The organism is Sphaerisporangium sp. NPDC051017, assembly GCF_040683095.1.
Lineage (GTDB): Bacteria > Actinomycetota > Actinomycetes > Streptosporangiales > Streptosporangiaceae > Sphaerisporangium.
Window position 1 is genome coordinate 1 of sequence record NZ_JBFBCI010000019.1, and the last position, 26,989, is coordinate 26,989.

Annotated in this window: 25 protein-coding genes and 2 pseudogenes; 16 read left to right on the plus strand and 11 right to left on the minus strand. The window is 67.1% G+C overall.

Translation table 11 applies throughout. The annotated features are described in order from the left end of the window. Positions 1 to 1,332 precede the first annotated feature (1,332 nt). Both AB0M95_RS17430 and AB0M95_RS17435 read left to right on the plus strand, forming a co-directional pair. The gene (locus AB0M95_RS17430) at positions 1,333 to 1,974 is read left to right on the plus strand and encodes a DUF6461 domain-containing protein (RefSeq protein ID WP_363765196.1); all 642 of its coding nucleotides are present in this window, start codon (positions 1,333 to 1,335) and stop codon (positions 1,972 to 1,974) included. Between the two features lie 724 nt (positions 1,975 to 2,698). After that, positions 2,699 to 2,851: a hypothetical protein gene (locus tag AB0M95_RS17435; RefSeq protein WP_363765199.1), complete on the plus strand. Its 153-nt coding sequence runs from the start codon at positions 2,699 to 2,701 to the stop codon at positions 2,849 to 2,851. On the opposite strand, the gene AB0M95_RS17440 is transcribed toward AB0M95_RS17435, so the two are convergent. After that, entirely contained in the window at positions 2,848 to 2,988 is a 141-nt protein-coding gene (locus AB0M95_RS17440; protein ID WP_363765202.1) for a hypothetical protein, read from the minus strand. The genes AB0M95_RS17435 and AB0M95_RS17440 overlap by 4 nt on opposite strands. Positions 2,989 to 3,062: 74 nt before the next feature. Beyond that, positions 3,063 to 4,268 carry a recombinase family protein gene (locus AB0M95_RS17445; RefSeq protein ID WP_363765205.1) on the minus strand — a complete coding sequence of 402 codons (1,206 nt, stop codon included), beginning with the start codon at positions 4,266 to 4,268 and terminating at the stop codon, positions 3,063 to 3,065. 529 nt (positions 4,269 to 4,797) lie between these two features. On the opposite strand from AB0M95_RS17445, the gene AB0M95_RS17450 reads away from it, so the two are divergent. Then, positions 4,798 to 5,268 carry a hypothetical protein gene (locus AB0M95_RS17450; RefSeq protein ID WP_363765208.1) on the plus strand — a complete coding sequence of 157 codons (471 nt, stop codon included), beginning with the start codon at positions 4,798 to 4,800 and terminating at the stop codon, positions 5,266 to 5,268. 20 nt (positions 5,269 to 5,288) lie between these two features. Then, a complete protein-coding gene (locus AB0M95_RS17455; RefSeq protein WP_363765211.1) occupies positions 5,289 to 5,621 on the plus strand; it encodes a hypothetical protein in 333 nt (110 codons plus the stop codon). Between the two features lie 520 nt (positions 5,622 to 6,141). On the opposite strand, the gene AB0M95_RS17460 is transcribed toward AB0M95_RS17455, so the two are convergent. Then, on the minus strand, positions 6,142 to 6,831 hold the full coding sequence (locus AB0M95_RS17460) for a M15 family metallopeptidase (RefSeq protein ID WP_363765214.1): 690 nt from the start codon (positions 6,829 to 6,831) through the stop codon (positions 6,142 to 6,144). Between the two features lie 143 nt (positions 6,832 to 6,974). Then, positions 6,975 to 10,127, minus strand: coding sequence for a BTAD domain-containing putative transcriptional regulator (locus AB0M95_RS17465; protein WP_363765217.1), 3,153 nt, complete (start codon positions 10,125 to 10,127; stop codon positions 6,975 to 6,977). Positions 10,128 to 10,335: 208 nt separating this feature from the next. Between AB0M95_RS17465 and AB0M95_RS17470 the strand changes: the two genes are divergently transcribed. Beyond that, positions 10,336 to 11,805: a CHAP domain-containing protein gene (locus AB0M95_RS17470; protein WP_363765220.1), complete on the plus strand. Its 1,470-nt coding sequence runs from the start codon at positions 10,336 to 10,338 to the stop codon at positions 11,803 to 11,805. Positions 11,806 to 11,964: 159 nt separating this feature from the next. Further along, positions 11,965 to 13,359, plus strand: coding sequence for a hypothetical protein (locus tag AB0M95_RS17475; protein WP_363765223.1), 1,395 nt, complete (start codon positions 11,965 to 11,967; stop codon positions 13,357 to 13,359). Between the two features lie 91 nt (positions 13,360 to 13,450). On the opposite strand, the gene AB0M95_RS17480 is transcribed toward AB0M95_RS17475, so the two are convergent. Continuing rightward, positions 13,451 to 13,672 (minus strand): HAD hydrolase-like protein, encoded by a 222-nt coding sequence (locus tag AB0M95_RS17480; protein WP_363765460.1) that lies wholly within the window; start codon positions 13,670 to 13,672, stop codon positions 13,451 to 13,453. 151 nt (positions 13,673 to 13,823) lie between these two features. On the opposite strand from AB0M95_RS17480, the gene AB0M95_RS17485 reads away from it, so the two are divergent. Next, positions 13,824 to 14,696, plus strand: coding sequence for a hypothetical protein (locus AB0M95_RS17485; RefSeq protein ID WP_363765466.1), 873 nt, complete (start codon positions 13,824 to 13,826; stop codon positions 14,694 to 14,696). Between the two features lie 69 nt (positions 14,697 to 14,765). On the opposite strand, the pseudogene AB0M95_RS17490 reads toward AB0M95_RS17485, so the two are convergent. Beyond that, positions 14,766 to 15,125, minus strand: a pseudogene (locus AB0M95_RS17490) (recombinase family protein); the annotation flags it as partial. A 171-nt stretch (positions 15,126 to 15,296) separates the two neighbouring features. Here AB0M95_RS17490 and AB0M95_RS17495 point away from each other — a divergent pair. The 4 genes from AB0M95_RS17495 (at position 15,297) to AB0M95_RS17510 (ending at position 16,834) form a co-directional block, all read left to right on the plus strand. After that, the gene (locus AB0M95_RS17495; protein WP_363765226.1) at positions 15,297 to 15,605 is read left to right on the plus strand and encodes a type II toxin-antitoxin system prevent-host-death family antitoxin; all 309 of its coding nucleotides are present in this window, start codon (positions 15,297 to 15,299) and stop codon (positions 15,603 to 15,605) included. A gap of 2 nt (positions 15,606 to 15,607) precedes the next feature. Next, complete coding sequence (locus tag AB0M95_RS17500; protein ID WP_363765229.1) at positions 15,608 to 16,114, plus strand: type II toxin-antitoxin system RelE/ParE family toxin; 507 nt, start codon at positions 15,608 to 15,610, stop codon at positions 16,112 to 16,114. Positions 16,115 to 16,259: 145 nt separating this feature from the next. Beyond that, positions 16,260 to 16,463: an Arc family DNA-binding protein gene (locus tag AB0M95_RS17505; protein WP_363765232.1), complete on the plus strand. Its 204-nt coding sequence runs from the start codon at positions 16,260 to 16,262 to the stop codon at positions 16,461 to 16,463. Next, positions 16,460 to 16,834, plus strand: a complete 375-nt coding sequence (locus AB0M95_RS17510) for a Fic family protein (RefSeq protein WP_363765235.1) — start codon at positions 16,460 to 16,462, stop codon at positions 16,832 to 16,834. Before AB0M95_RS17505 ends, AB0M95_RS17510 begins: the two co-directional genes overlap by 4 nt. A gap of 640 nt (positions 16,835 to 17,474) precedes the next feature. Here the strand turns inward: AB0M95_RS17510 and AB0M95_RS17515 are convergent. From AB0M95_RS17515 to AB0M95_RS17535, 5 genes and pseudogenes are all read right to left on the minus strand, one after another. Further along, a complete protein-coding gene (locus tag AB0M95_RS17515) occupies positions 17,475 to 18,134 on the minus strand; it encodes a hypothetical protein (protein WP_363765238.1) in 660 nt (219 codons plus the stop codon). 244 nt (positions 18,135 to 18,378) lie between these two features. Then, positions 18,379 to 19,122 carry a class I SAM-dependent methyltransferase gene (locus AB0M95_RS17520; protein ID WP_363765241.1) on the minus strand — a complete coding sequence of 248 codons (744 nt, stop codon included), beginning with the start codon at positions 19,120 to 19,122 and terminating at the stop codon, positions 18,379 to 18,381. A 341-nt stretch (positions 19,123 to 19,463) separates the two neighbouring features. After that, positions 19,464 to 19,670 carry a DUF397 domain-containing protein gene (locus AB0M95_RS17525; protein ID WP_363765244.1) on the minus strand — a complete coding sequence of 69 codons (207 nt, stop codon included), beginning with the start codon at positions 19,668 to 19,670 and terminating at the stop codon, positions 19,464 to 19,466. Beyond that, positions 19,660 to 20,088, minus strand: a pseudogene (locus AB0M95_RS17530) (DUF5753 domain-containing protein); the annotation flags it as partial. The pseudogene AB0M95_RS17530 and the gene AB0M95_RS17525, both read right to left, overlap by 11 nt. A 318-nt stretch (positions 20,089 to 20,406) precedes the next feature. Beyond that, on the minus strand, positions 20,407 to 20,886 hold the full coding sequence (locus tag AB0M95_RS17535) for a hypothetical protein (RefSeq protein ID WP_363765247.1): 480 nt from the start codon (positions 20,884 to 20,886) through the stop codon (positions 20,407 to 20,409). A gap of 321 nt (positions 20,887 to 21,207) precedes the next feature. Between AB0M95_RS17535 and AB0M95_RS17540 the strand changes: the two genes are divergently transcribed. The 5 genes from AB0M95_RS17540 to AB0M95_RS17560 all read left to right on the plus strand — a co-directional run bounded on the left by AB0M95_RS17540 (position 21,208) and on the right by AB0M95_RS17560 (position 26,974). Continuing rightward, positions 21,208 to 21,951, plus strand: coding sequence for a dienelactone hydrolase family protein (locus AB0M95_RS17540; protein ID WP_363765250.1), 744 nt, complete (start codon positions 21,208 to 21,210; stop codon positions 21,949 to 21,951). A gap of 28 nt (positions 21,952 to 21,979) precedes the next feature. Further along, entirely contained in the window at positions 21,980 to 22,258 is a 279-nt protein-coding gene (locus tag AB0M95_RS17545; RefSeq protein WP_358517022.1) for a DUF6295 family protein, read from the plus strand. Positions 22,259 to 22,411: 153 nt separating this feature from the next. Continuing rightward, a complete protein-coding gene (gene nhaA / locus AB0M95_RS17550) occupies positions 22,412 to 24,328 on the plus strand; it encodes a Na+/H+ antiporter NhaA (protein WP_363765253.1) in 1,917 nt (638 codons plus the stop codon). A gap of 64 nt (positions 24,329 to 24,392) precedes the next feature. Further along, entirely contained in the window at positions 24,393 to 25,364 is a 972-nt protein-coding gene (locus AB0M95_RS17555; RefSeq protein ID WP_363765256.1) for a helix-turn-helix domain-containing protein, read from the plus strand. A 137-nt stretch (positions 25,365 to 25,501) separates the two neighbouring features. Next, complete coding sequence (locus AB0M95_RS17560) at positions 25,502 to 26,974, plus strand: DJ-1/PfpI family protein (RefSeq protein ID WP_363765259.1); 1,473 nt, start codon at positions 25,502 to 25,504, stop codon at positions 26,972 to 26,974. The last annotated feature ends 15 nt before the right edge of the window (positions 26,975 to 26,989 follow it).

Sequence of the window (26,989 nt, forward strand, 5' to 3'; positions counted from 1 at the left end):
TGAAAGATCACCAGAAGTCGCGCTCTTTCGTATGCCACCTGCCGAAACCTCAACCGCGCCATACCGCATCAGAACTCAAGAACGCCGGGGCCCTGCTACAACTCCTGCTATTGGGGTTACTGGAGGTATTGGAACTTCAACACGACGACCGGCAAGTACATTGGCTACATCCAGTTCAGATACACCGTTATCGGCGAACTGAATCGTAATCGTAGGTCGTTCGTGTACTCGGTGGTACTCGATGACTGGTCGACCGAGGGCTACGTCACCAGCCTATGGAGCGCCAGGATGAAGGTGGGAGTCTCATCCACCACAGATCAGACGTCACCTGATCGCCAGGCTAACTGCAAGCCGGACGCCTCCAATAACAAAAAGGAGCAGACATTCTTACAATGGAAGCTGGACGGCGTTGCGAGCGGTGGTATCTTTACATCTCCTCCGCCTACCCCTGCTCCGCCCCCGGGAACCACGGGAGAATGGCGCGACTACTGCCTCATTAAGATCTGGGCCTCTATGCCGGACAGCCAGACGGTCAAAGGTTACGTTTCCGATTCCTGGCAAACCGTTCGTTGTGACAGTGCGTCCTATATCAGTTGGGGTGGCGGGTGCGTTTTCCCCTGGGTTATCCCGCATCTCACCATCGCCAAAAATACAGGATACGATAACCAGGTATGGCACATCTGGTTCGCCTTGCACTATCCGGAGGCAACGCAGCCGCCAATAGCCGGGAAGCGCATACCTGGAGGCTCGTTGAACTCCAGGCTGACCCGTACGGCCGACCAGCAAATGAAGGCACGTAACAACGGTAGATCCTACAGAACCTGCAAGAGAATATGGGGGAAAAACTTCTCGGCAGACTATTCGATCGCGCATAGAAGTCCGCAGGGGCAGGCCGGACCTGTAGGGAACTGCGATGAATTCCCCTTCCAGTCCACGCGGGAGGGCTCAGCCCAAAGGGACCAGGCGACCAAAAAATTTAAGGACAACTACTCTGTATGGGTAATTCCTGGTCCCGAAAACCAGTTGTGGGGTACGGCCGTACTAGACGTGTTCTACTCGAACGACCACGTATTGGACGGCGATGAATTCTGGGTGAGAACCTGGGATCCCCCCGTGGGGTGACACAACCGTAACAGGTAGGCAGTGACGCGGGCTCAAGTATCCCTCGGAGCCCGCGTCCCTCATTCCAAGGGAATTATCATCGCCGGCGGCGATATGAATCGATGCTGGCGAGCCCGAGACTGATCTCCCTTCCAGGGCTAGCCGCGGGACGTCGTCGAGGAGTACGGTCTATCGGTTGTAGCCTAGGAGTTCGTTAGGAGGTACTTGACCATGGCCATCGATAAGTATTCTTGGATCACCGCGGATCATTTCTCGGGCCTATGGATATCAGGGTTCAGCGTTATCTTTGTAACGGGGGTCAGTGAAGAGAGCATCCGAGAAAGGCTAGGGCTGAACGCTCCTGTGGATTCTGGAAGTATGCAAACATCGGGAGGGCCGTTCGTCGCGGCGCTCCATACTGTGAATGGAGGGGTGCTCCTTGTCGAGCGCGCCGGCTACGCTGGCATGCTACAGAGCGTTGTTGGAATCTTGTCCACGGATACCACTATCGCAGCAGTGTCGCTTACATCGGATGATATCGCCAGTTTTGTATACGCGGTTGACGGCGAAGTTGTAACGGTATTCGACATCTACGACTCGTCGTTACGACGCGGAAGTGATGAAGATGCCTTATCAAGCGAGATAAGCGAGGTAAACCTCACTCCGTCGGACGAAGATCAAGATGAGGACGACGACGACTTCTACGACAAGATGTACGAATTCCGTCAGGCTGCCATTCCAAAGGCTTTGCTGCTGGCGTCTCGCCTGACACACCTATGGGTGCAGGAAGCGTACATGACGGAGGCATATCCGAGATACTCACTATCAGATTTCTACCTGAACGCAGAGGGGGTTCCTCCGGCTCTGGTGTAGACGATGATCTTCGTGCCGACGAAAGGACCTTCGATCGCCCTCAACCCCGTGCGGTGACCAGCCACAGCGCGATCGCAACCTGTACCGGTGTGATGGCCCAGCCCTAGCTCAGCCACGACGACGGGAACTCATTGGAGGCCATCGAGAACGGGATGATCTCGACATGCCGCAGTCGAGCGATCTCCGTGACGGTCGCTGCCGGGACAGGTACCAGGTGGCCGGCGCCCAGGCGGCATGACGAGGACCGGAGGAGGGGAGGAAGCGGCTCTCATCGTCTTACTGGCTGCTGCTGTCGGGCCTCGGGCGCGCGGGGCGGTGCGTGCCCGGACCGGCCGAAGAGCCGCAGCCGGGCACGCTTGCCGACCGGCGCGCCCGGCGGGCCGCGCAGCGGGCCGCCTTTCATACATGTACAGATAAGTTACTTTCGATCTTGGCCGGTTCGCATCTTCGCTGGTTGTACGTGTGGTGGTCGGTGTTCCGCTCGCTGGCCGGTGGAGCGGTGTTGAGTACGACTGGGGACGTCCTGTCTCAGCAGGGATTTCTTGGACGTCTTGGTGGTGTCCGGCTGTGTGGTGTCCTGGTTCTGGGTGTTGGTCGCATTCTTGGTCTCGTCATCGATGGAAAGGGGCGAGAGGGGAGGCGAGCATGCAGCGGAGGGAGGATCTGGGAGCGCGGTGCCGTGGGGTGGGCGTCGTGTGGGGTGGCTGCCTGGTGGCGGGTGTGGGTGAATGACGAGATGCGGGCGCGGGTGGCGGCATCTCGGGCGGCGCAGGGGCTTGCGCCGGTGGTTGAGGATCTGGCGGTGTTGGAGCGGGTGGCGTCGGTGTTCCGGCTCGTCGGCGGGGACGAGCCGGTGCTCTTGGATGCTGCCGCTTAGGCGATCCATTCGATGGTGAACCGGTCGGGGTCCCACTTCTTGCGTGGGTTGGCGGTGGCGACGGTGATGGAGCGAATGACCGCGGCGACGATGGCGCGTCGCTGGGAGACGTTCATGGCCTGCCACCTGGTGAGCATGTCTTGAGCGGTGCCGATGAAGGGGATCAGGGGCGAGGTTCGGGAGAGGCCGGCCAGTTGTGCCCTGTTCTTGTTCAGTGCAGTTCGATTGGGGCGCAGGCGGCCATCCATTCTCTGCGGGTGATCTCGCGGGTGGCCCATGCCTGGGCGAGTTCTTCGAGGAGTCCCTCGTCGGCGCGGATGGCCTCGGCGAGGTTGTCGTCGTCGCCGTCCTGGTGGCGGATGCGTTCGGCGAGGGCGGGGGAGTCGAGTGCGGTCAGCAGCATGTCGCGGATGTGGTCGTCGGTGCGGGCGGTGTTGCTGGCGACACCGCCGCAGGAGCCGCTGCCGGGGACGTTGGGGCAGACGTACCGGGGGACACCTTGCCGGGGGCGGCCGTTCATCCGGTGCCCGCATCGTCCGCAGCGCAGGATGCCGGACAGAAGGTAGGAGCGTCCGGTGGCGGCCTGGCGGCGGTAGTCGCGGGTGGGATCGCTGAGCAGTACACGTAGCCGGTCGGAGTCGACGGGGGTGATGATCGCGGGCCAGACGGCGTCGGCGACGATCTCACCCAGCAAAGGGCGGGTGGTGTGGAAGCTGCTGCGTGGCGTGTGCTCTCTTCGGCCACTGATCCGGGCGGACGCGAGCAGGCGGCGCAATGTGGTGGGGATCCAGTGACGGCCGGAAGGGGTCTTCACGTCCCGCTGCTCGAAGTCCTTGCAGACGCTGGCCAGTGATTCGCCGGCCAGCACCCGGCGGGCGGCCTCGCGGATCACCTGGGCTTCTTCTTCGAAGACGGTTATCCGGTCGTCTGCGTAGCCGTAGGGGCGCATTCCACCGCCGGATACCTTGCCGGCTTCGGCGTTCTGGCGTCGCTGGCGCTTTTGCCTTTCGGCTTTGTGCTCGGCCTCGTGGCGGGCGGCGGCTCCGAGCATGCGGGCGATCAGGCGGCCGGTCGGGGTGGCCAGGTCGATCTCTCCGGTCACGGTGGCGAGTTCGATGCCGCGCCGGTCGGCCAGGTCGATGACGTCTTCGAGTTCGCGCGGGGATCGTGTCAGTCTGTCGACGTGCCAGCAGACAATCGCATCGACCGTGCCGGCCTCGATGTCGCTGAGCAGTCGTCGCCAGGCGGGGCGGGGGCTTCCCGAGTACGCGCTGACGTCATTGTCGGAGTAGACGTCCGCTACCTGCCAGCCTCGGCGCTCGGTCATCGCCCGGCAGTCGGCTTCCTGGCGGGCGACGCCGAGTCCAGCGCCCGCGCGGTCCTGGCTGATCCGGCAGTAGATCGCAGCTCTCCGCATGGGTCACATAGATACACGCTCGTTGGAACGGGTGTGGTCTGCCCGGTTGGGCTGACGTCCGGTGAAGCCTGACGAAGCTCTCCCGTTAGCGGGTGAGGTGCCATCGTCCCCACGTGGACGCCTCGGGAGTTTCGTGGTCGAGCCGGGCCAGAGGTTGATCCAGAGGCCGCTGACGACCTGCTGGGTGACTTCCAGCCGCAGTCCGTCCCAGGAGTAGGGGTAGCCGTCAATATCGGGCCCCTTCATGAGGATGGCGGGGTGCGGACGTCCTGGGCCGAGGAGATCTTCGGCCTCGGCCAGGGTCATCCCGCAGCGAAGTAGCCCGATCCGACCGGTCCGGGCGAAGTCGACGAGTACGTCCATCAAGGTCACGACAGTGACTGTGGCACTCGCGTGAGCCTGTTCGCACGCTGTGCGGTAAAGGGTCTGGGTCGTAAGCGTCTGAGTGGTTCAGCCGACACGTAGCCTGGACCCTCCGCCCACGCCGGTTCACCGCGTCTCAGAATGTGTTCTGATTTACGATGGTGAGGTGAGCGCTAGCAATGTCGACGCCGTGACGTTCTCGGATCTGTCGAGGAACCCTCGAGCCGTGGCCGAACGCGCCACACGGCTCGGTCGAGTGCGGGTTACTCACCGCGATGCCCCGGATTTCTACCTGACCGCAGCAGATAGAGAGGAACGGCGCGAGCAGACGCTGGCTACGGCATCTCGCCTGTTCCTGGCCCTCATCAAGCATGATCCGACTGCTCGCTCCTTGGTCATCGCCATGCCCGAGGTCTTTCCCTGGGTCCGCCACCTCACCTCTGCCGAGCTACGTGCCTTCACCCTCGAACTGGTCGAGGCGCTGTCCGATGCGGCGGAACTTGATGTTGATGTCACCCTCCAGGAGGTCATCACCGGTTGGCGGGCAACCGCTCGCATCAAGGCCGACCCCGCCGACTATGCCCAGGCCCGTACGGCTACGAGCGGCGACTTCGGACCGGTCGAGGTTTCGGCGTGAGTCCGAAGCGTGGAGACCGGGTGACGGTCCCACCTCCGGACGGTGAGTGGGATGTCCGGTTCGGTACCAGCGACGCGGTCAAGGGCTGGGAGGAACTGTGCCGTCACGCCTTGGCCAACACGCGCCGCTGCTTCGAACTGCTACGCACCGATCCACGCTCGCGGGCAGATCATGAGCGTCAGCACCGCCTACGCGGCGACCTCGCGACTCATCGTCATAACGGACAAGACCTTGAGCAGTGGGAATTCGAGGTCACCAGCGGCGGGCGCGTCCGCTACGCCATTGATGATCTCACTCGAACTGTCTGGGTGATCTACGCATCGCCTCGTCACCCGAAGGACACCGGCGCCTGAAGACTGACGGGTAATCCGGCAAGCCACGGCCTTGGGCCTGGTCTACGAATTACTGCCGGAAGCAGACCGCTACCACCAGCAATACTTGTTTAAGGTGCCAAACGGCTACTGCGGCCTCGGGGCACCAACGTCATGGAGCGCCCCGGGTTGGTTGGAGGCCCTGATACCTGGAAGGGTGAGGGCTATGGCACCCCCGAGGAAGTACTCCGTCGAACTGCGTGAACGCGCGGTCCGGATGGGGTCCCGGTCCGAGGCTGTGGCCTCTCCTCCATCAGGTCTCCAGTCCCCTTGGCGTTCGGAAAAAACCCTACCTCCGTTGCGTGCGGAGAGTGGGTATTTCCCGAACGCTACGCTGGTCGTGGTGACGTCCCGCCATGGGGGCGGTGCCGTTGGGCCCTTGGTCCCGATTGCCGCATGAAGCGCAGTGCTACCACCAAGCAGTAGCTGTACAAGCTCCCCAACGGCTACTGCGGCCTCGGGGCACGGGCGTCGCGTGTCCGATTGGAGTCGTCCGTGTCCGCTAGGCGCCTGGAAGCACCGTGGTGCCGCTCGCCCTTGGAGGCCAGTCGATCTGGCCGTGGAGGGCCGCCTGGGCTCCGGTGAGCAGGGCCCAGTAGCGGTCGCCGTATGACCAGTGCCACCATTCGGTGGGGTAGTTGATGAATCCTGCTTCCTCAAGAGCCTCGTTAAGGATCATCCGGTTGTCCCTGGCCTGAGCGGAGATGTTTTCCGCAGCCGTGTAGCAGGCGTTTTCGCTTTCTTCGGGACTGGCGTTGACTTCCGTCCCCATGTCCAGCTCCTGGCCGTCCCGTGTGCACAGGGTGAGATCTACGGCGGCGCCGCAGACATGAGGGCCGATGTGGGGTGGGGAAAGGGAGCGACTTGCCTGCACGTAGACGTGTTCCTCGGACCAGTCAGGATTGGCGTCGCTCAGCTTTGCCGCGTATGCCGAGAAATACTGTTTCTGCAATGCCAGCGGCCGGTAACCCTCGGTGATCAGCAGACGCAGGTCTTCCGGCAGCCGTTCCTGAGCTCGCAAGAGCCGGCCGACATGTCCTTGGCGAATATGGGCGTACGCGCCGTCGGAATCGGCGAGGCGCTGATCCAGGAGCAGATCCGGGATCGAACGCAGGTCCACAAGCGGCTCTCCCCGGTCCTCGACAGGGATCGCGGACACACGAGGGTCGGACATGAGCACGATTTCCGGCACGTTGTTCTCCTGGGACTGAAAAGAAGGTCGCCGCCACGAGCCCGCCGGTTGGGCGCGCTCGTAACGGCGGATAGATCTCCCCCAGGTTCGGCCTATGCTCTATAAGTTCCCTACAAGAACGCACCAAGCGGGTCGTTGGCGATTCAGCCGACCGAGCCGTCCCGTTGACCGCCGAGCTCGCCGTACTCGCGTGTGCCGAATTCGGCGAAAATGCCGAGGGCGGTAACCCGGAGGGACTCGGCGGTCTTCTCGTCTCCGACCGCTTCGCGAACGGACGCCAGGTCACGCATCGTACGCGCGCGGAACAGCGGAAGTTCCAGCCCGTCCCACATCACGATGGACCGGTTGAGATGGGCCTCGGCAAGGTCGTGCCGCCCGCGGGCCAAGTGCAGTTCTCCGATGGTGCGCTGGATGAGTCCGACCCCGAACCGGTCGCCGTGCTGCTCGCACACGCTCAAGGCTTCGACGAGGTCGGGCAGAACCGGGACATCGCCCCCGAGCCGGATCCGAATCTTGGCAAGGGCCTGAACCGCGTATGCCTCCATGAGCGGATCACCCGCCTCACGCAGCAGAGCGGCCGCCTGCACGCACAGCGCCTCCGCCTGCTCGAGGTCGCCCAAGCCTCGGTGGACCAGTGCGATCGACCGCAACGTGAGGCCTTCACCCCGCTTGCTGCCCAACCGCCGGAAAGCGGCCAACGCCGCGTTCAGAAGTGACGACGCGGCCTCGAAGTCACCCGTTTCGAGCATCACCGACCCGGCCAGCCGGTTAACGTAGCCGATACCGGCGTCGTCGCCGAGCGATTCGAAGGCGGCACCCGCGTGCCGGAGGTGGACCAATGCCTGCGCGAAATCTCCCTGTTCTCGGCAGGCGGCGCCGATTCCGGCGATGGCCACAGTTTCCCCATGGGTGTCCCCGCCCTCCCGCAGGAGCGGAAGCGCTTGGCGGAAGAACGCCCGCGCCTCCGGATAGCGGTCCTGTCGCTGGCGCAGCTGGCCGAGCCCCACCAGCAAGGTCGCTTCACCCAATAGGTTTCCAGCCCGCCTGGCGGCGTCCAATGCCGATTCGTGGGTGCGTTGCCACTCCTCGAATCGCGTGTCCACGGAGAATGACGAAGGACACAGTGCGGCGGCCACCTCGCACGTCACCTCGTGGAGATCCATCGTGGCGGCCCGTTCCACGGCTACGACGAGCGCCGAAGCCTCGGCGTCGAACCACGCCGTCATGTCGTCGGCCACCCGCTCCGACACTTCCAAGCCGATGGGCCGAGCCGTGGCGTAGTCGCGGCGTAACGGAAGCGCGCCCGAAGGGCTCGCGGCGGCGGCATGCGTGATCAGCCACAGCCATCCACCAAGCGCTCGAGTCATCGCCGCGGCGCGTTCCTCGGCCGGTTCCTCCGCCTCTGCTCGCTCGGCCGCGTACACGCGCAGCAGGTCGTGCAGCCGGTAACGGCTCTGGCCGGCGGCGTCGACAGCGACGTGGTCGAGGAGCTGGGCGTCCATCAACCGCTCGATGATCTCCTCACCTGTCACCTCTGCCACGTCCAGGAGCGCCCCCACGACCCATGACGTGAAGTCGGGCACTCCCAGCAGCCCGAGCCGGCGGAACGCCTTTTTCGCCATGTCGTCGAGCCCTCGATAGCTCAGCCCTACGCTCGCCCGCACCTCCAGGTCGCCGGCGGTGAGTTCGTCGAGCCGGCGGCGTTCGTCGCCGAGACGCGTGGCCAGCGTCGCGAGCGACCAGTGCGGGCGGGCGGCAAGTCGCGCGCCCGCTGTACGAAGCGCCAGCGGCAGGTGGCCGCATAGACGGACGATGCGCTCGGCGGCATCGTGCTCGGCATAGACGCGCTCGCGTCCCGCGATGCGGGCCAGCAGGTCGACGGCCCCCTGCGTGTCGAGCACACCGAGATCGCTCAGGCTCATCCCGTCCAGGCCCACCAGCCTTCGACGGGCTGTGATCAACACCGCGCAGGTATGGCTGCCCGGCAACACTGGGCGAACCTGCTGTTCGGTGCCCGCGTCGTCGAGGACGACGAGCAGTCGGCGGCCCGCCAGGAGGCTCCGATAGGTGTCGACCCTTTCCTGAAGCGTGTCCGGGATCGCAGCCGGCTGGACGCCGAGGGCTCGGAGAAACCGTCCCAGCACCTCCAGAGGCGGCGCGGGCGACTCGGTGACGCCACGCAGGTCGGCGTACAGCTGGCCGTCGGGGAACGCCTCGGCTACGTGGTGCGCCGCCTTCACCGCGAGCGCGGACTTGCCCACTCCGCCCTTGCCAGAGATGACACACACCGTCACAGTGTCGCTGGGCGTGGTGAGGATGGCGGTGAGCTCGCTGAGCTGCTTGTCCCGCCCTGTGAAATCGGCTATACCTCGCGGGAGATGGCTCGGAACGACATCCGGTCCGGCCCGGCGTACGGGTTCCTGGACCTCCGGTCCGGCCCGGCGTACGGGTTCCTCCGCAGGCACGGGCTCGGCGACGTCGACACACTCGGCCACCCGTTGCGCCGCAGACGGAAGCAGCGACGAATCCGCTCGCAGCATCGCCTCGTACAACTGCCGTAGCTCCGGGCCGGGATCGACGCCCAACTCGTCTGCCAACGTCTGACGGCCCTCGTGATAGACGCTTATCGCGTCCACCTGGCGACCCAGCCTGTACATGGCCTTCATGAGCTGTGCGCGGAGGCGCTCGCGAGTTGGGTGGCTCCTCACCAGCTCGGTGAGCTCGCCGATCATCTCCGCTTCCTTGCCCAGCGCGAGTTCGGCGTCGACTCGCTCCTCAAGGACGGACAAGCGCGTCTCCTCGAGCCGCTCCGCTTCGGCGCGCAGTGCGAGGCCCAGCCCTCCGAGGGCGGCTCCTCTCCACAACGTCAATGCCGCTCGCAGATCCCTGGCGGCGGAATCGTGGCGACTGTCGGCGGCATGTCGTCGGCCGTCCGCGACCAGTTGCTCGAAAGTCTCCAAGTCCACTTGCCCGGGTCGGGGGCGGGCCACGTAACCGGGCGGCCGGGTCTCGATCACGGGCGTCTCGCCGATCGCGGCAAGTCCGCGGCGCAGCCCGTAAACGTAGGTCTGGATGAGCGCGTGGGCACTTCCCGGCGGTTCCTGCCCCCAAAGGATGTCCACCAGGCGATCGCTGGAGACCACCCTGCCGGGGCTCAGCAGCAGAGCGGCCAGGAGAGCACGGGGTTTCGGGCCCCCCAGCGGTAGGCGGCGCGCACTGTGCCATGCTTCGACCGGCCCGAGCAGACGAAACTCCAACAATCCCCCTGTGGGGGCCGACGTGACGAAGTAAGGCAATGATAGGAGCCGGGCTTCTCAAGCGGAACCCATTGGCGGACTTCCGTCTCCATATCTCCAGGTCGGGCCCAGGATCGGTCTCCAGCCGTTGTCGCGCGACGTGATGGCTCGATGGCGCAGCGCACGAGCAGGGAGCCTCTCCAACTCACCAGGCCTAATGGGCACGGGCGACGGCTTCCGCCTGCCGGCGTCGTCCCGGCTTCTATAGATGACGCTGGAGCACTATTACAGGAAATTTGGAGCGCCGGAAAGCAGCCTTTCTCGCAGAGGTCGACCAGGACCCCCGGAGAAAGGCACGCCCATGAGCAAGAAGGTTGCCCGGATAGGAGCACACAGCGGCCCGCGATTCGTCCGACGCCTCGGCGCCGGGCTGACCACCGCGACCGTCCTGGGATCGGGATTGATCGCCGCCACCGCGACGCCGGCCGCTGCCGTGTCCCGCAACACCATCGTCTCGGTCGCGCAAAGCCAGCTCAACAACTCATCGCGCAACCACGAGCAGCCGGCGGGAAGCGGGTGCAACTACTACACCGGCTACTTCCGAAACTGGAAGCCCGCATCCGGTTGCCCCTCCACAGACGGAGTTCAGTGGCGCCAGAGCGACTGGTGCGCCGACTTCTCCAAGTACGTGTGGAAGAACGCCGGCGTGCCGTACGCCGATGTGCCCGAGACCAGCGGAGGCGTGCTCACCGGCTGGGCCAGTTCCTTCAAGGACTACGGCACGAAGCACGGCACCTGGCACACCCGCGCCAGTGGCTACACACCCCAGCCGGGCGACTCCCTCGTCTTCGACTGGGACCAGAACGGCACCATCGACCACGTCGGGATCGTCAAGTCGGCGACCAGCAGCACCGTCTACACCATCGAAGGAAACAGCAGCAATCGCATCAAGGAGAACAGTTACTCCCGCACCAATATCGACATCGTCGGCTACTCCGCCCCCGTGGGCGGGGTGGGTGGTTCGGATCTGGGGGTGCTGGACTTCTATCTGACCGACGATCAGAACTCCACCGTTGCCACTCGGCCGGTGATCCATTTCGGCAATAGCCCGATGGTGCCCATCTCGGGTGACTGGGATGGTGACGGCAAGGACACTGTCAGTGCCTACGACCCTACTTCGGGTCGTTTCTTCATCAGTAACAACCCGGCCGGTGGTCAGGCCGAGTACACGTTCGTGTACGGCGACCCCGGTGCGGTGCCGTTCGTGGGTGATTGGGACGGTGACGGCAAGGACAACGTCGGTGTCCGGATGGGCAATGGGTTCTTCATGCGTACCAGCCCGGTCACCTCGGCGACCGAGACCACGCAGTCGGTGGCCTACGGCGACGCTCCCATGATCCCGCTGGCGGGTGACTGGGATGGTGATGGCAAGGACACCGTCAGTGCCTACGACCCGGCGTCGGGTCGTTTCTTCATCAGTAACCATCCCGCCACCGGTCAGGCCGAGTACACGTTCTTGTACGGCGACTCCGGTGCGGTGCCGTTCGTGGGTGATTGGGACGGTGACGGTAAGGACAACGTCGGCGTTCGGATGGGTAGCGGGTTCTACATGCGTACCAGCCCGGTCACCTCGGCGACCGAGACCACCCACCTTGTCAGCTACGGCGACGCCGGCGACCTGCCCGTGATCGGCGACTGGGACGGCGACGGCAAGGACAGCCAGGGCATCGTCCGCTGACATCCCCGTGACTTAGGGCCACCAAGGCTCTTCGAGCCGGATCTCGGCCGGAGAAGACATCCGAGCACGACATCCGGCTGCCCTCCCCTTCTCACTCTCCCTGCGCCCTGTCTCCCGACGGCTGGAGACAGGGCCATCACATCCCTCCAGGAGAAGACCATGAACACCCTTCCCCGGCGCCCCCGTTCTTTCGTCGTCCGACCTCTGATCGCGCTTACCGCTCTCGTCGGCGGACTCCTCGCCTCCGCCGCCGGGGCGACCACGGCCCAGGCTGCCGGACTCGGACCCACGCCTCCCGTTCCTGGTCCCGCCGGCCCTCCGGTGTCCGCGGAGCTCTCGGCCGCGCTGGCTTACGCGGCGTGCGTACCGGGCGGGGAGACCGCGGCCGACGGCGCGGTCGCCAACCAGGTGAGGCCGTCCATGAACGGCCCGCGCCTGGGACGGAGTGTGAACGCCTACAACGTGTCGTGCGCCCGGATCATCACCCGCACCGTCAAAGGCCGCGGGCTGGACAAGCGGGCGGCGGTGATCGCCGTGACCACGGCGATCACCGAGAGCACCCTGCACAACTACACGGTCGCCGCCGACCACGACAGCCTGGGACTGTTCCAGCAGCGCCCTTCCCAGGGATGGGGTACCCCGGCCCAGCTGACCGACCCGGTGTACGCCACCAACGCGTTCATCAACGCCATGCTGCGCAAGTTCCCCAACAACTCATGGATGAGCGGGGACATCGGCGCCATCTGCCAGAAGGTACAGGTCTCGGCGGTTCCGGACGCCTACGGCCGCGAGGTCCACGACGCCCAACTGCTCGTCAACGCCCTGTGGAACGGCTCTGGCGACTTGGGGGTGCTGGACTTCTATCTGACCGACGATCAGAACTCCACCGTTGCCACTCGGCCGGTGATCCATTTCGGCAATAGCCCGATGGTGCCCATCACGGGTGACTGGGATGGTGACGGCAAGGACACCGTCAGTGCCTACGACCCTACTTCGGGTCGTTTCTTCATCAGTAACAACCCGGCCGGCGGTCAGGCCGAGTACACGTTCGTGTACGGCGACCCCGGTGCGGTGCCGTTCGTGGGTGATTGGGACGGTGACGGCAAGGACAACGTCGGTGTCCGGATGGGCAACGGGTTCTACATGCGTACCAGCCCGGTCACCTCGGCGACCGAGACCACGCAGTCGGTGGCCTACGGCGACGCTCCCATGATCCCGCTGGCGGGTGACTGGGACGGTGATGGCAAGGACACCGTCAGTGCCTACGACCCGGCGTCGGGTCGATTCTTCATCAGCAACCATCCCGCCACCGGTCAGGCCGAGTACACGTTCTTGTACGGCGACTCGGGTGCGGTGCCGTTCGTGGGTGATTGGGACGGTGACGGTAAGGACAACGTCGGTGTCCGCATGGGTAGCGGGTTCTACATGCGTACCAGTCCGGTCACCTCGGCGACCGAGACCACCCACCTTGTCAGCTACGGCGACGCCGGCGACCTGCCCGTGATCGGCGACTGGGACGGCGACGGCAAGGACAGCCAGGGCATCGTCCGCTGACTTGATCCTTAACCTGTGGGTCCCCTGGGGCGACCCCGAGTGACCTATGAGACAGCCCTTGGCTGATCGTCTTCGTGTCTAGGGAAGAAGATCAGCCAAGGGCTGTCTGGTGACCTGCGCCAGGAGTCGACGGGGAGTACCTTCCCCGGTCAATCCAGATCGTACGGAGACCGGCGGCCCGTCCCCCACCAATGTCGGCGACCAGATGGTCCCCGACCATCCATCCCCCACCAGCAAGGTCCATGCCACATCGTCGAGCAGCGATCTCGAACAGGCCGATGTCGGGTTTAGTGCGCGTTTTCGAACCCAGGATCCGTGTTGCGTAGTTTTACCGATGCCGATAAGCAACGAGTCTGGAAGTATCACGTCCGCCTTTGCGGCGGGCTTCGCCATTGGCCCCGGGAAGTGCCAATGGCGGCCGGTATCTTGCGTCAACCCACGCGACACGGCATGAAGGAGTGCTCATGGTGACACCCGAGACGGACCCGGCGACTGACCTCAGCGGGTGGGGTGCCGCGCTGGCCAGTGCCTTCGAGATACTGCTCGGTGGAAAGCCGACCGTCGACCCCGCCGCCAGATACGGGGTGTATTACGCCTCGGACCCCCTCGACGAGTTCCTGTTCCCGAATCCCTGGGCCATCCCTGACGCGCTGTCAGGTCGGGAGCCGAGGCACCTTCCGGATTCGGACGGTGAGTACCCCTTCTCCCCTTGGACATGGCAGTTCAACCTGAGCGAGTCGCTGTTCCGCTTCGATGCCGAACTCCTGGCAGGAACGGGGCCGTGGGGCGACGGCGGGCACAAGGGCCCCCGGCCGTTCGACGACACCTTCGTCGCCGACCTGCGGACCGTCTCCTCGGTCGATGAAGCCGGTGAAGTGCTGGTGCACGGCGCGGAGTTGGGACCGCTCCTGGGCCGCCATGGCGTCGACCTGACCAACAAGGAATCCAAGAAACTGAACGGCTGGCTGACCGTGCTGCTGCGCGTCGCCACCGATGGCACTCTCACCGATGCGATGCGGGCCGCTACGTTCACCGAGCGTGGCCCCGAACACCTGGTGTCGATTCACGACATGGATGGCGCCTGCTCCGCCGACGAACCCTGGGAAGAAAGGCTGAGCGCGGTCACGCATCCCGCGCTCCGCGACCATCTCCGCATGCTCTGCCTCACCGAGGACGACGCGCGCAGCGAGGGCGGCTTCTACTGCGGCACCGACTACTGGCCGTGGACCGATGTCCTGGAAGCGGTCGGCTGCTCCCTTGTTGCAGGCTGGGGGTTCGGCGAGTCCCAATCCGGTACAGCCGTCGTGCGATTGCCAGACAAACCAGGAGCGCGCTGAACACGCCGCTTCGGCTTTGTGTCCGGCCTCGTGGCGGGCGGCGGCTCCCAGCATCCGGGCGATCAGGCGTCCGGTCGGGGCGGCGAGGTCGATCTCCCCGGTGACGGTGGCCAGTTCGACGCCGTGGCGGTCGGCCAGGTCGATCACGTCTTCCAGTTCGCGCGGGGAGCGGGTCAGCCGGTCGACGTGCCAGCAGACGATGGCGTCGACGGCTCCGCCTTCGATGTCGGCCAGCAGACGTTTCCAGGCGGGGCGCGGGGCTCCGGAGTAGTCGCTGACGTCGTTGTCGGGGTAGACGTCCACGACGGTCCACCCTTTGCGTTCGACCAGGGCTCGGCAGTCGGTTTCCTGGCGGGCGACACCTGATCCTGCGCCTTCGCGGTCCTGGCTGATCCGGCAGTAGATCGCTGCTCGTCGCATGGGGCACATAGATACACGTTGGTAGGCACCGGCGTAGCCTGCGCGGTCGGCCTCACCGCCAGCGAAGCGTGATCCGTGAGCCCGCCCTCACCTGGAGGGCGCCTCCGCCCCGGGATGTCAAGGCCAGGAACTTCTGTCATCACGTTCGGTATCTGTATAGTGACATGTATAGTTAGGTGTATGACGGTTCTGCATGATGCCACCGAACTGAGCGTCACTGAAGCCGCCCAGCGCGGAGTAGCGCGCCTGGTCGCCGACGCGGAGAAGGGAACCGACCTGGTGGTGACCCGCCGACACCAACCGGTGGCGGCGGTGGTCAGCATTCGTCGCCTGGAAGAGCTGGAGGAAGCCGCGGCTGACCTTCGGGACTTGGCTCTGGTGCTCGCGCGCTCGGTCACGGACACGGGTGAGCGGATCACGCTCGATGACGTGCTTGGCGCCTTCGGGCAGACGCGGGAGTCACTGGCCGCGATGCCGGATGACGAGTAGGCATGTCCGATGTCGTCTTCACCGCCCCGGCGGTCGATGACCTACGGCGAATCGGTCCCGATGCCGCGCCGAAGGTTCTCAAGAAGATCCTCCTTCTGCTCGACAATTCCGAGGCCGGCTACCCCTTGGGCGGAGAGCTGACGGGGTTCCGCAAGCTCGTGGTGGGGCGCAACACCTGGCGGGTCGTCTACCGCATCGCTGACGACAAGTCGATCGAGATTTGCGAAGTATCGGCTGTTGGCGAAAGAGCCGACGCGGAGGCCACGGCCAGGGTCCGGGCCGCTGGAAAGGGGCGTCCCGAAGTAGTGCGACTCGCGGAGCTCATCGAACGTCTGGGCGCTATGGCCGATCACATCCGCGTCGATCAACCGCCTCCCCGGGAACCGGTGCCGGACTGGCTCGCGGACCGCCTCATATACACGGCGGGGATGTCTCGCGAGGACGTCGCCACTCTTGATCTACAGCAGGCTGTTGATCTATGGGCTGAGTACCGGTCAAACCGACGCTAGGCCATCAGATCTACGGTGAGCTACTGCAGTTGTTTCGCAAGGATCGCAAATGGGCGAACCCGGCGTTGTCTCCCCTCGTCGGCCGGGACGCCCCCTGCCTCCGAGCCGCCGGGAGGTGGTACCAAAAAGTGGTACCGTCGGTGGTATGGCTGAGACACGGCTTCGGCTGCCGGATGAGACGTACGAGCAGATCAAGAAGATCGCCAGTGGGGACGCCCAGAGCGTCAACTCGGCGATGGTGCTCGCCATCGAGGAGTACATCGCCCGGCGGAGGCGCGAGCGCTACCAGGCCATGGGGCGGAAGATCGCGGAGCGAGACTGGGAGCTGCTCGAGCGGCTCGCCCGATGACCGTCTATCCGACCACTGAGGACCTGCTCGCGCTGGCCGAGGCGGTGCTGCCGGAGGTCCGTCTCCGCGACGGTGGCCAACTGCATGCCGCGGTGCTCCGCCCGCAGACCACCGTATTCGGAGACGACGCCTATCCGGATTTGTGGGGAAAGGCGGCTGCCCTGATGCAGAGCATCCTGATCGGGCACCCGCTGGTGGACGGCAACAAGCGGCTCGGCTGGTCGGCGGCCGTCGCCTTTCTGGAGGACCACGGGGAGATCCTGGAGTACCAGGACGTGGACGAGGCCGAAAGAGTGGTCATCGCCGTAACGACGGGGGAGTTGGAGGACATCCCCGACCTGGCGCAGCGACTCCGCAAACTGCGCGGCTGAAGACCGGCGAACAGATCGACACGGTCATCGCGGGCGTGATCCCTATCTGCCCTGTTGAACGCCACAGCGAGGGGGCCTGTGTCGCAGAGGATCACGCGATGATCGCTCCGTCGGACTCCTCGTGGTGAGGATAGGTGAGCTACCGGTCATGGTGGACGCCGAGATCTGCTGGCCCTTGTAGGGCGCTGGCCAGAGCGGCGAGGTGCCGAGGCAGCTGCGGCTCATCGAGGGGTTCCTCAGTGCCGGCCCAGGCATCGTCATCGAAGTCCATGGTCCCAAGTGTGGGCGCTGACCTGCCCGGGGCAGAGGAATCTGGATGCTGCAGTGACGACAGTTATCGCCCGAGGTGGACCGCTACCTCGAGCGGGACCTTTCCGTGAATGGTCGAGGCGCCGTGCGGTGGTCCGGTGCTCTCCCCGCGAACGCTACGGGCTGGAGTACGTAGCACCGGTCGGCGAGGCCGAGCGCGGAGTGGTTTGTACGGCCCGCCCGCAGCGCCAGAGCCGGTTCAGATACGGACCAGCGCCGCCACGGCGGTGCTGGTCCGAGGGCTCGATCGGTTCGGGGCTGGTGCGGTGGCCGGGTGGGGAGGTCCCGCGAGTGATCACGGGAAGGCGGCTCTGGCGCACCTCGGTCGTGGTTAGCTGAACGTGATGCGGAATTGGTAGTTGTCGCCGTAGGTGGAGCCGCGGATGGTGAACGCCGCGCCGCCCGAGCTCACTCGGCCCGAGACCGTCGCCCCGGCGTTGACAGCGTAGACGAACCGGGTCGAGCCGAGGTTGCGGCAGGGGACGATGGCCTTCTCCCCGTAGAAGTGGTTGAACGTGGCCCCCTCCGCGCGGTGGCTGTCGACCAGCTTGCCGGACCAGGAGGTTCCCGATCGGCCGGTGACCCAGTAGCCGAGCAGCAGCCTTGGGTCGCGCGGGTTGCCGCCGATGTCGCGGCCCGACGTCGTGACGATGGTGGCCGAGCCGAACTGGAACGACCCGACCTGCCCGATGTTCCCCACGTACAACTCCCAGTAGAAGGGGTTGCGCTCGACACGGCCGGCGGCGGTCTTACGCGGACCGGTGACGAACCTGGCGGCCGCCTTGTACCGGCTGGTGCCGATGAACCGGTGCTCCCCTCCGAAGGAACCCCCACAGTAGTCATAGGAGTCGACCACCACGGTGGCCGTGCCGCGATATACCTGCAGAGCGGATTGCGCGTCGGCCGCCGGACTGGCCGGGAGCGTCAACCCGAGTACGGCGGTCACCGAGGTGATCGCGGCTAATACGAGTTTTCGTGCTTTGCCCTTCATAGAGCAACCCCTCCTTGTCGTGTCGCTGATGGTCACACAAGGAGGGGCTCGCGAATACGCTAAAAATACTGCTTTCGCGGGAAGCGCTGACGCGTTCTTCTCCGGATCCCGCCCAAACCCCAAGACAGAGGCTCCGCCTCAGCACCTCCGACCCTGGAGCCTGAGTGATCGGAACCGGCCGGGCCTCCGCGTCGGTCGGTTCGTCTTACACGCGACCGTTATACGAAGGGCGCGTGGCCGAGGGTCAGCCGGTTCGTTGGAGTAGGAGGGTGACGAAGCCGAGGATTCCTCGGTAGCCGTGCAGCCACATCGCGCGGTGCTCCAGGGCGGCCGCGCGCGCTGCGGCGGCGTCCGGGCCGGGGTTCTCATTGGCCCAGCGCAGGAGCGTTCCCGTCCAGGACCATTCGTAGTCGTCCCATTCGGACTGGTCGCTGGTGTACGCATAGACCGTGTCGAAACCGGCGGATTCGGCGGCGGCGACGGTACCTGGCAGGTCGAGGAACTCCGACGGTTCGGCGCCGAGCCGGGTGAGCGCCTCCGGCGTCGGATCGTGCTCCCAGAACCCCTCGCCGATGAGCGCCAGACCGTTCGGCCTCAGGTAGCGCCGTACGTGGTCGACGGTGGGGCCGAGTCCGCCGAACGCGTGCGTCGCCCCGACGCAGAGCACCAGGTCGTACCGCTCGGCCACCGGGAAGTCGGCGGCCGGCATTTCGTGTAGCCGGATGCGCTCCCAGACGCCCTGGGCGTCGGCATATCCCTCGGCCGCCTTGAGCCCGTCGGCGGAGATGTCGACGCCGTCGGCGGTCGCGTCCTCATAGAGTGCCAGCGCGCGCAGCGTCCAGGCCGCCTCACCGCAGCCGAGGTCCAGGATCCTCGCTCCCTCGGGCAGCCGGGCCCGGCGCAACAGCCGGGTCACATGCGCGCCGGACACCGGAGCGGCGATGGGATGGTCTCGATGGGCAAGGTGGCTGATGAACTGGCGTTCCATGGAACAAATCTGTCGTATCCCCGCAGGCCACACCAGCCGTTTTGGTCGCACATCCCGAACCAGCCACGTCCCGTCCCGGGATTCCCCGGCGAGTTCGGGTGATCCCGGGACGGACGGTTCCCGGTGAGGAGCCTCTCCAACGGCGTTCGGGCTCGGGGGCCAGAGGGCGTTACAGGATGGACGGGGGTCGTCCACCGGCGCCACGGGTACGGAGTTCGGCGTAAAGAGGGGAGATCGTTGTCCTGCTTGGCCGCCTGCCACAGACCGCGCTGCGGGGAGAGCCCTGCGGATTGAGCGAGGGCTCTCCCGCATTGTGGTCGGCTACGTGCAGGTTGGAGGGGTCAGGCGTTCAGTGCGCCGAGTTTGAGGCCGGTCATGAACGTGGACCATGCGCTTGAGGTGAAGCCCAGGGCGGGGCCGGTTGGGATCTTGCTGTCTCTGACCGCGACGAGTCCGGGCAGATTCGACGCGACCTCGACGCAGTTACCTCCGTCGCCACCGCTGTACGTGCTCTTGCGCCACCGTGCGCCCTGAAGGTCATGAGCCACTGAGGTTCACCGCTTCCTTTATGAGCTGGAGGGACTGCCTAGACGGTAGCGCCTCGGCTCTTATGGCGTCGTAACGGCGGAGAAGTTCGGCGATGACGTTGCGGTCGTCCACGGTGCGGCCCTTGGGTTGGGACTCGATGTAGGCCGCCTGTGGTACTCCGGCTCGCTCGGCGATGATGAACCCTCCGAGGAGACCGCACATCGCCCGGGCCGAGTACGGCACGATCTGTATGCTCACCTGAGGTAGTTGCGCCACTTCGCACAAGTGCTTGAGCTGCGCGTGCATGACTTCCGCGTCCCCCAAGGGCCGCCGTATCACGGCCTCGTCGATCAAGGCCGCTACCAGGGGCGGTCGATCACGGTAGAGGATGGATTGCCGCTGTATGCGAGCGGCGACGCGCTCGTCGATCTCGGCGCTGGTGGCCGCCTGGACCGTCGCCGAAAGCCTAGGCGATCAGCCCACTTACCAGCGACCGCCCCCTTGGACTGGAGCGATGGCGAGGTGAAAGCCCCTACGCCGGATCAGGGGCACGTCTTCCCCCGGGCCTCGCCGTCGCTCGACATTCGGCGCACGCGCCGGCTCGTCTAGTGCTGTGACTACGAACGTTCACCGGGTTGGCCGCCGTACGGCGGCGCCGGATTCGCCGTGCGCCTTCCCGCCGACGCGGCGCCCCGCCGTGGAAAAGCCACGCGGTGAGCGCGTGGAAAGGCACGGCGAAGGTAAGTGGTCACCGCACTAGCCGCAATATTTCCACGTGTCTTCTGGGGTGCCTCCGTGGACGACGGGCTGGGAGCCGATTCTGATCGCTCCGGTGAACTGGACGCAGAGGCCTTCGGCGGGGGCGTACACCGGGCCCGCGAACCACTTGTACTTCGGGCTGCCGTCGGCGATTCCTATGTCAGGGCCGTCGTACTTTCTGTTCCTGTTCTTGTCCACGTAGAGAGCGACGTACAAATAGCTCGACTTCCCGACGTAGCGGTCCGCCAACCGGGCTATCACGCACTTCCTGTGCGCCGTGGGGCTCTGGTACAGCGTGACGGTGCCGTACGAATTCCCGTCCTTCGCGCCCGTCGCGATGGGATAGGTGGCCACTTTGCGGTACGAATTCCCGCAGGCGCCCTGGGGAAAGGCCTGCGCGGGACCGGCGGACACCAAGGTGAGGGCTGCCGAGGCGGCCACGGTCATGCCGCCCGCCATCCAACGAGTGATCTTCACGTGCGCGAGCCTGACTGCCGGGGGGGTGGTCATCGAATATCCGTAACGAGCGAATACGGAGGTGATCACGCTAGCATGGCAGCTTTTGCGATTGGTGACGTCGTTCGAGAATCACAGCTCAACGTGCGGTACGCCTCCCCGTCCATCAACTGATTCGACGCCCTGCGGGGGTGCGCCGCGGACGTGGACTGATGGGCGTTCGCGGAGGCCGCTGTCGTCACGGTGAACGGGCGCTTCGCGTTACCTGTGAGGTCAGGGGCAGCGCGTGCGGAGGTGTGTACTGGGGACAGAATTGCCTCCTGCGCTGTGAGAGGGAGAGATATGGGCGACGCGATGTGGGCCGGAACGGTCACGATCCCGGGATACGAGCAGGCCGAGCTGGAGGCGTATCTCGCCAGGCCGCTGGACGATCGGCCGCGCGGGGGTGTCGTGGTGATCCACCACATGCCGGGGTACGACGAGGCCCACAAGGAGATCGTCCGCCGGTTCGCGGCGAATGGATACGCTGCGATATGCCCGAATCTTTACTCGCGGGAGGGGGCCGGCGTCAGTCCGGACGACCAGGCCGCCGCCGCCCGGGCGAAGGGCGGTGTGCCGGACGAGCAGGTCGTCGGCGACGTCGCGGGGGCTGCCGGGTACCTCAACTCCCTCGACCACGCCAACGGGAAGATCGGCGTGATCGGGTACTGCTCCGGGGGACGGCAGACCTTCCTGGTGGCCTGTTCGCTCGACGTCGACGCGGCGGTGGACTGCTACGGGGCGTTCGTCGTGAACGACCCGCCCGCGCAGTTCCCGCTCAAGGTGAAGCCGCTGCTCTCGAAGGCCCCCGGCCTGTCCTGCCCGCTGCTCGGCCTGTTCGGCGCCGACGACTCCCACCCGGCTCCGGACGAGGTGGCGGTGCTGTCCGCCGAGCTGGACAAGCTGGGCAAGGAGCACGAGTTCCACACGTTCCCGGGCGCGGGCCACGCGTTCTTCTCCGTCGACCGCCCCGCGTACCGCCCGGCCGCCGCGGTGGAGGGCTGGAAGAAGATCTTCGCGTTCTACGGCCGCCACCTCGCCGCCTGAGCCGCCGCCACCTGAGAAGGAGACCGGTATGTGCACCTACGTCACCGAGAAGATCGCGCTGGACGGCGCCGGCAAGGGCGGGTCGGGCTGGTTCACGGTCCGCGAGGGCCTCGTCTACGTCGACCACCCCTACCACGCGTGCCACGAGCACACGGTGAACATCGACTTCACCAACCCGGACGAAGGCCCCTCGGCGCGGGTCGCGGTCGAACTGACCGAGGAGTCGGCCCTGGCCCTGATCGAGGCCATCCAGAAGGCCCTCGCCCTGGCGCCCCCGGGACTGGCCTCCGCCCGTAACGGCAGGTAGGGGACCTCAACCGAAATCCCCGTCCCCGCCGCGGCTCCCGCCCGGATCTCGCCGATGCGGGGCCTTTCGTACGGAGGCGCTCGGCGTCGCCGCCAGGTTGGGGCGTGCCGGGCCGCGGGAATGCGCCGCCGCCGCTCGACGTCAGATTGAGACGTGACGGAATTTCGGCAAGCCGCAGCCCCCCTCTCCGGACGGACCGCATGGGCGCGACGATTCGACACGCCCCTGCGCGAGTTCCTGCGTACCGAGACGGGCAGCGCCGCGATCCTGCTCGCCGCCACGGTCGCCGCGCTGGCCTGGGCCAACGTGGACGCCCGCTCGTACGAGGCCCTGTGGAGCACGGACCTGTCCATCCGGTTCGGCGGGTCCGGCGTCGCGATGGACCTGCGGCACTGGGTGAACTCCGGGCTGATGACGTTCTTCTTCTTCGTCGTCGGGCTGGAGGCGCGGCGCGAGTTCGACATGGGGGAGCTGCGCGACCGCCGCCGGCTCCTGCTGCCGGTGGTCGCGGGCATCGGCGGCATGGTCGTGCCGGTCGTGATCTACCTGCTGTTCAACGCGGGACGGCCGTCGGCGCACGGCTGGGGCGCGGCGATGTCGACCGACACGGCGTTCGCCCTCGGCATGCTGGCGCTGGTCGCGTCCCGCCTGCCCGCCCGCGCGCACACGTACATGCTGACCGTCACGGTCGTGGACGACCTGGTCGCGCTGGCCGTCATCACGATCTTCTACAGCGAGCACGTCTCGGGGCCCGCGCTCTTCGCCGCACTGGTGATCTTCGCGCTGACGCTGCTGGTCAAGTTCACCCGCGTGCGCAACGGCTCCGTCTACGTGATCCTCGGCGTCGGTGCCTGGGTCGCGCTGTTCATGTCCGGCGTCGAACCGGTCGTGATCGGCCTCGCCATGGGCCTGCTGACCTACGCCTCGCCCGCGACGCGCGGGGACCTGGAACGGGCCTCGGACCTGTTCCGGCTGTTCCGCGAGCAGCCGACCGCCGAACTCGCCCGCTCGGCCAGCGCCGGGGTGGCCCAGGCGATCTCGCCGAACCACCGGCTGCTCCAGCTCTACCACCCGTGGTCCAGCTACGTCATCGTGCCGCTGTTCGCGCTGGCGAACGCCGGGATCCCGATCAGCGGCGGCTTCCTCGAACGGGCCTTCACCTCGCCGATCACCCTCGGCATCCTCGCCGCGTACGTCCTCGGCAAGCCGGTCGGCATCGTCGGCGCGACGTGGCTCGTCAGCCGGCTGACCCGCGGACGGGTGCGGCCGCCGGTCGGCTGGGCGGCCGTCGCGGGCGGCGGCACGATCGCCGGGATCGGCTTCACCGTGTCCCTGCTGATCGCCACCCTGGCCTTCCAGGGAGAGCGACTCGAGGAGGCCAAGTTCGGCGTGCTCGCCGCGGCGCTGCTGGCGTGCGTGCTGACCTGGGTGGTCGGCCGCGTGACCGCCATGCTTCCGAAGCCGGTCAAGGTCCGGGCGCTGCTCGGCACCGCCGAGAGCATCGTCGACCTCAGCGCGCCCGTCGACCCCCGCCGCGACCACCTGCGCGGGCCGGAGGACGCGCCGGTCACCCTGGTCGAGTACGGCGACTTCGAGTGCCCCTACTGCGGCCAGGCCGAGCCGATCGTCCGGGAGCTGCTCGCCGACTTCGGCGACCTGCGCTACGTCTGGCGGCACCTCCCGCTGCACGACGTGCACCCTTCCGCGCGGCTCGCCGCCGAGGCCGCGGAGGCGGCGGCCGCGCAGGGGGCGTTCTGGGAGATGCACGACGTGCTGCTGGAACACCAGGGCGACCTGCTGATCACCGACCTGGCCGGCTACGCCGAGAACCTCGGGCTCGACGTCGAGCGGTTCCTCGCCCACATCGAGGAGCACGCGGGCACCAGGCGGATCGAGGAGGACCTCGAGTCGGCCGACCTCAGCGGGGTGTCCGGGACGCCGACGTTCTTCGTCAATGGGCGGCGGCACCACGGCGCGTACGACATCGAGACGCTGTCGGCGGCCGTCCGCACGGCGAAGGCGCGCGCGTACGCGTCCCGCGTCGGCGTCTCGTGGCGGGGGAGTGCCTGATCCGTCCGGTGTCCAGTACCTGCAGCCCTCCCTGGCAGCGGGCGACGCGACCTAGCCTGGTCACGTGAACGGGCGACAGAAGGCCACCGGGCTGGTGCTGGTGCTGGTGCTGCCGCGGGTGAACCTGCTGGACCTCGGCGGCCCGGTGCAGGTGTTCGACGCGGCGGCGAGCCTGGGCGCCGGGTACCGGCTGCGGTTCGTCGGCGACGAGACGGACGCGACGTCCGCGCAGGGGCTGAGGCTCGCGGGGCTCGACGGCCTGCCGGAGATCGCGCCTGGCGACCTCGTCCTGGTGCCGGGCCCGCGGCTCACGTCGGCGCGCCCGGAAGCGCCGCTGGTGTCCGGCACGGTCACGCGGTGGCTGCGAGAGGCGTACGAGAACGGGGCCAGGATCGCGTCGGTGTGCAGCGGCGCGGCGGCGCTCGGCGAGGCCGGGCTGCTGGACGGGCGCCGGTGCACCACTCACTGGTCCCTGGTCGAGGCGATGCGGCTGCGCTACCCGGCGGCCCGCGTCCAGCAGAAGGTCCTGTACGTCCACGACGGTCCGGTGAGCACCAGCGCCGGGATCTCGGCGGGGATCGACCTCGCGCTCTCGCTGGTCGAACGCGACCACGGTCCCGCGCTCACCGCCGCCGTCGCCCGGGAGCTCGTCATCTACATGCGCAGGGACGGGTCCGCCGCGCAGATCAGCCCGTTCCTGCGGTACCGGTCCCACCTGCATCCGGCCGTCCACCGGGTCCAGGACCACCTCGCGCAGCACCTGGACTCCGCGCACACGCTCGCCGAACTGGCCGCTGTCGCGCATCTGTCCCCGCGCGGCCTGAGCAAGGCGTTCAGCGCCGCGATCGGCATCAGCCCGCTGGAGTACCAGCAGCGGCTGCGCCTGGAACGGGCCGCGGCGCTGCTCGCCGAGACGGATTTCGGCGTGGAGGCCGTGGCGGTCCGCTGCGGGTTCCGCGACGCCCGCCACCTGCGCCGACTATTCGCGGCCCGGTACGGCATGCCGCCGTCCGCCGCCCGTGTGAACCGTTCCTGACCTTCCCCCAGGAGGCCGCGCCCGCCTGCCCGGCCTCCTGGGGAGAGCCCGCGCCCTGTACTGAATCGGAAGCCGGAAGAGAGCCCGCCATGACCAGTTCTCGCCATGCCCGCACGTTGCCGGGCCGATCCCCCACAATGCCCCCCTCTACCCGCAAGCCGCCAGGCGTCCTGCGGCGTGCCGGGCGCGTGCTGCCGGCCGTGCTCCTGACGGCCGCCACCCTGAGCGGGATCTGTGCCGCGGGCGTCGCCACCGCCATGGCGCAGAGCTACGCCGGGGCCGGTGAGGGCATGCCCGCCGCGCCGCCCGCGCCGAAGGCGATACCCAAGGGGAAGATCAGCGTCGCGGTCGTCGTGAGCGGCGCCGGGTCGGTGACGGCCGACGTCCTCGCCCCGTACGAGGTCTTCTCCCGTTCCGAGCGGTTCGTCGTGTACACCGTCGCCGCCCGGCGGGTTCCGGCTCCGCTTTCCGGGGGGCTGCGCCTGCTGCCCGATCACACCCTGGACGAGGTCGACTCCGGGGCGATCCCCGAGCCGGACGTGGTCGTGGTCCCCGCCGTCGTCGACCCGGCGGGCGCGGCCGAGGCGCCGCTGCGTGCGTGGATCACCGCGCGGGCGCGGCACGGCGCCCGCGTGCTCGGCGTCTGCGCGGGCTCGGCCCTTCTCGCCGCCACCGGCGTGCTCGACGGCCGCCAGGCGACGTCCTTCTGGGCCAATATCGACGGGCTGCGGGCCGACTATCCACGCGTCCACTGGCTGCGTGGTGAACGCTATGTCGAGGACGGCGAGATCACGACGACCGCCGGCATCACCTCGGGCACGGTCGGGGCGCTGCGCCTGGTCGAGCGGCTCGCCGGCGCGGCCGAGGCCGGGCGGATCGGCGCGGAGCTGCGCTATCCCGGCTGGACACTGGACGGCCCGACCGCGATCACCGCGAACCGCCTCGTCCCGTCCGACCTGCCCTACGCCCTGAACGCGGCCTTCCCCTGGCTGCGCCCGACGGTCGGCGTCGGCCTGTCCGACGGCGTGGGCGAGATCGACGTCGCCGCCGCGTTCGAGGTCTACTCGGGGGTCTCCTTCAGCGCCCGCGCGATCCCGGTCGGCGCCAAGGAGACGGTCACCACCCGGCACGGCGTCGTCCTGGTCACCGAGCCCGCCGGCGAGGCGGTTCCGGCGCTGGACCGGCTGCTCATCCCGGGCACCGACGCGGCGGGCGTGGCGGGGGGCACCCCGAGGGCGGGGGAAGCAGGTGGCGCGGCCGGGCCCGGAACGGGCACCGGAGGTCAGGCGGATCCGGTGCTGGCGCGCTGGGCGTCGGGGCGGGGGCTCGTGCCCGAGACGCCCGGGGGCGGGCGGCGGGCGGCCGAGTTCGGGTTCGACCCGGTGCTCCGCGACCTCGCCCGGCACGCCGACCGCGCGACGGCCAGGATCACGGCGAAGTTCTCCGAATACCCGATCGACGGCCTGCGCCTGGAGGGGCCGGCCTGGCCCTGGCGTTCCACCATCCTGCTGGCCGCCGCCCTGGCCGCCTCCGTCTTCGTCGGCCTGACGCCGACGCTCGTCCGCCGGGTCCGCTCCTCCAGAGCCCGGGACCGGCGCGCGGCCGGGTGAGGCGCGCGGTCTGAG

Coding starts and splice junctions, on each gene's coding strand:
- AB0M95_RS17430 (WP_363765196.1), top strand. CDS start 1,333: ATGGCCATCGATAAGTATTCTTGGATCACCGCGGATCATTTCTCGGGC.
- AB0M95_RS17440 (WP_363765202.1), bottom strand. CDS start 2,988: ATGCTCACCAGGTGGCAGGCCATGAACGTCTCCCAGCGACGCGCCATC.
- AB0M95_RS17445 (WP_363765205.1), bottom strand. CDS start 4,268: ATGCGGAGAGCTGCGATCTACTGCCGGATCAGCCAGGACCGCGCGGGC.
- AB0M95_RS17470 (WP_363765220.1), top strand. CDS start 10,336: ATGACGCTGGAGCACTATTACAGGAAATTTGGAGCGCCGGAAAGCAGC.
- AB0M95_RS17475 (WP_363765223.1), top strand. CDS start 11,965: ATGAACACCCTTCCCCGGCGCCCCCGTTCTTTCGTCGTCCGACCTCTG.
- AB0M95_RS17485 (WP_363765466.1), top strand. CDS start 13,824: ATGGTGACACCCGAGACGGACCCGGCGACTGACCTCAGCGGGTGGGGT.
- AB0M95_RS17495 (WP_363765226.1), top strand. CDS start 15,297: ATGACGGTTCTGCATGATGCCACCGAACTGAGCGTCACTGAAGCCGCC.
- AB0M95_RS17500 (WP_363765229.1), top strand. CDS start 15,608: ATGTCCGATGTCGTCTTCACCGCCCCGGCGGTCGATGACCTACGGCGA.
- AB0M95_RS17505 (WP_363765232.1), top strand. CDS start 16,260: ATGGCTGAGACACGGCTTCGGCTGCCGGATGAGACGTACGAGCAGATC.
- AB0M95_RS17510 (WP_363765235.1), top strand. CDS start 16,460: ATGACCGTCTATCCGACCACTGAGGACCTGCTCGCGCTGGCCGAGGCG.
- AB0M95_RS17515 (WP_363765238.1), bottom strand. CDS start 18,134: ATGAAGGGCAAAGCACGAAAACTCGTATTAGCCGCGATCACCTCGGTG.
- AB0M95_RS17520 (WP_363765241.1), bottom strand. CDS start 19,122: ATGGAACGCCAGTTCATCAGCCACCTTGCCCATCGAGACCATCCCATC.
- AB0M95_RS17540 (WP_363765250.1), top strand. CDS start 21,208: ATGGGCGACGCGATGTGGGCCGGAACGGTCACGATCCCGGGATACGAG.
- AB0M95_RS17545 (WP_358517022.1), top strand. CDS start 21,980: ATGTGCACCTACGTCACCGAGAAGATCGCGCTGGACGGCGCCGGCAAG.
- AB0M95_RS17560 (WP_363765259.1), top strand. CDS start 25,502: ATGCCCCCCTCTACCCGCAAGCCGCCAGGCGTCCTGCGGCGTGCCGGG.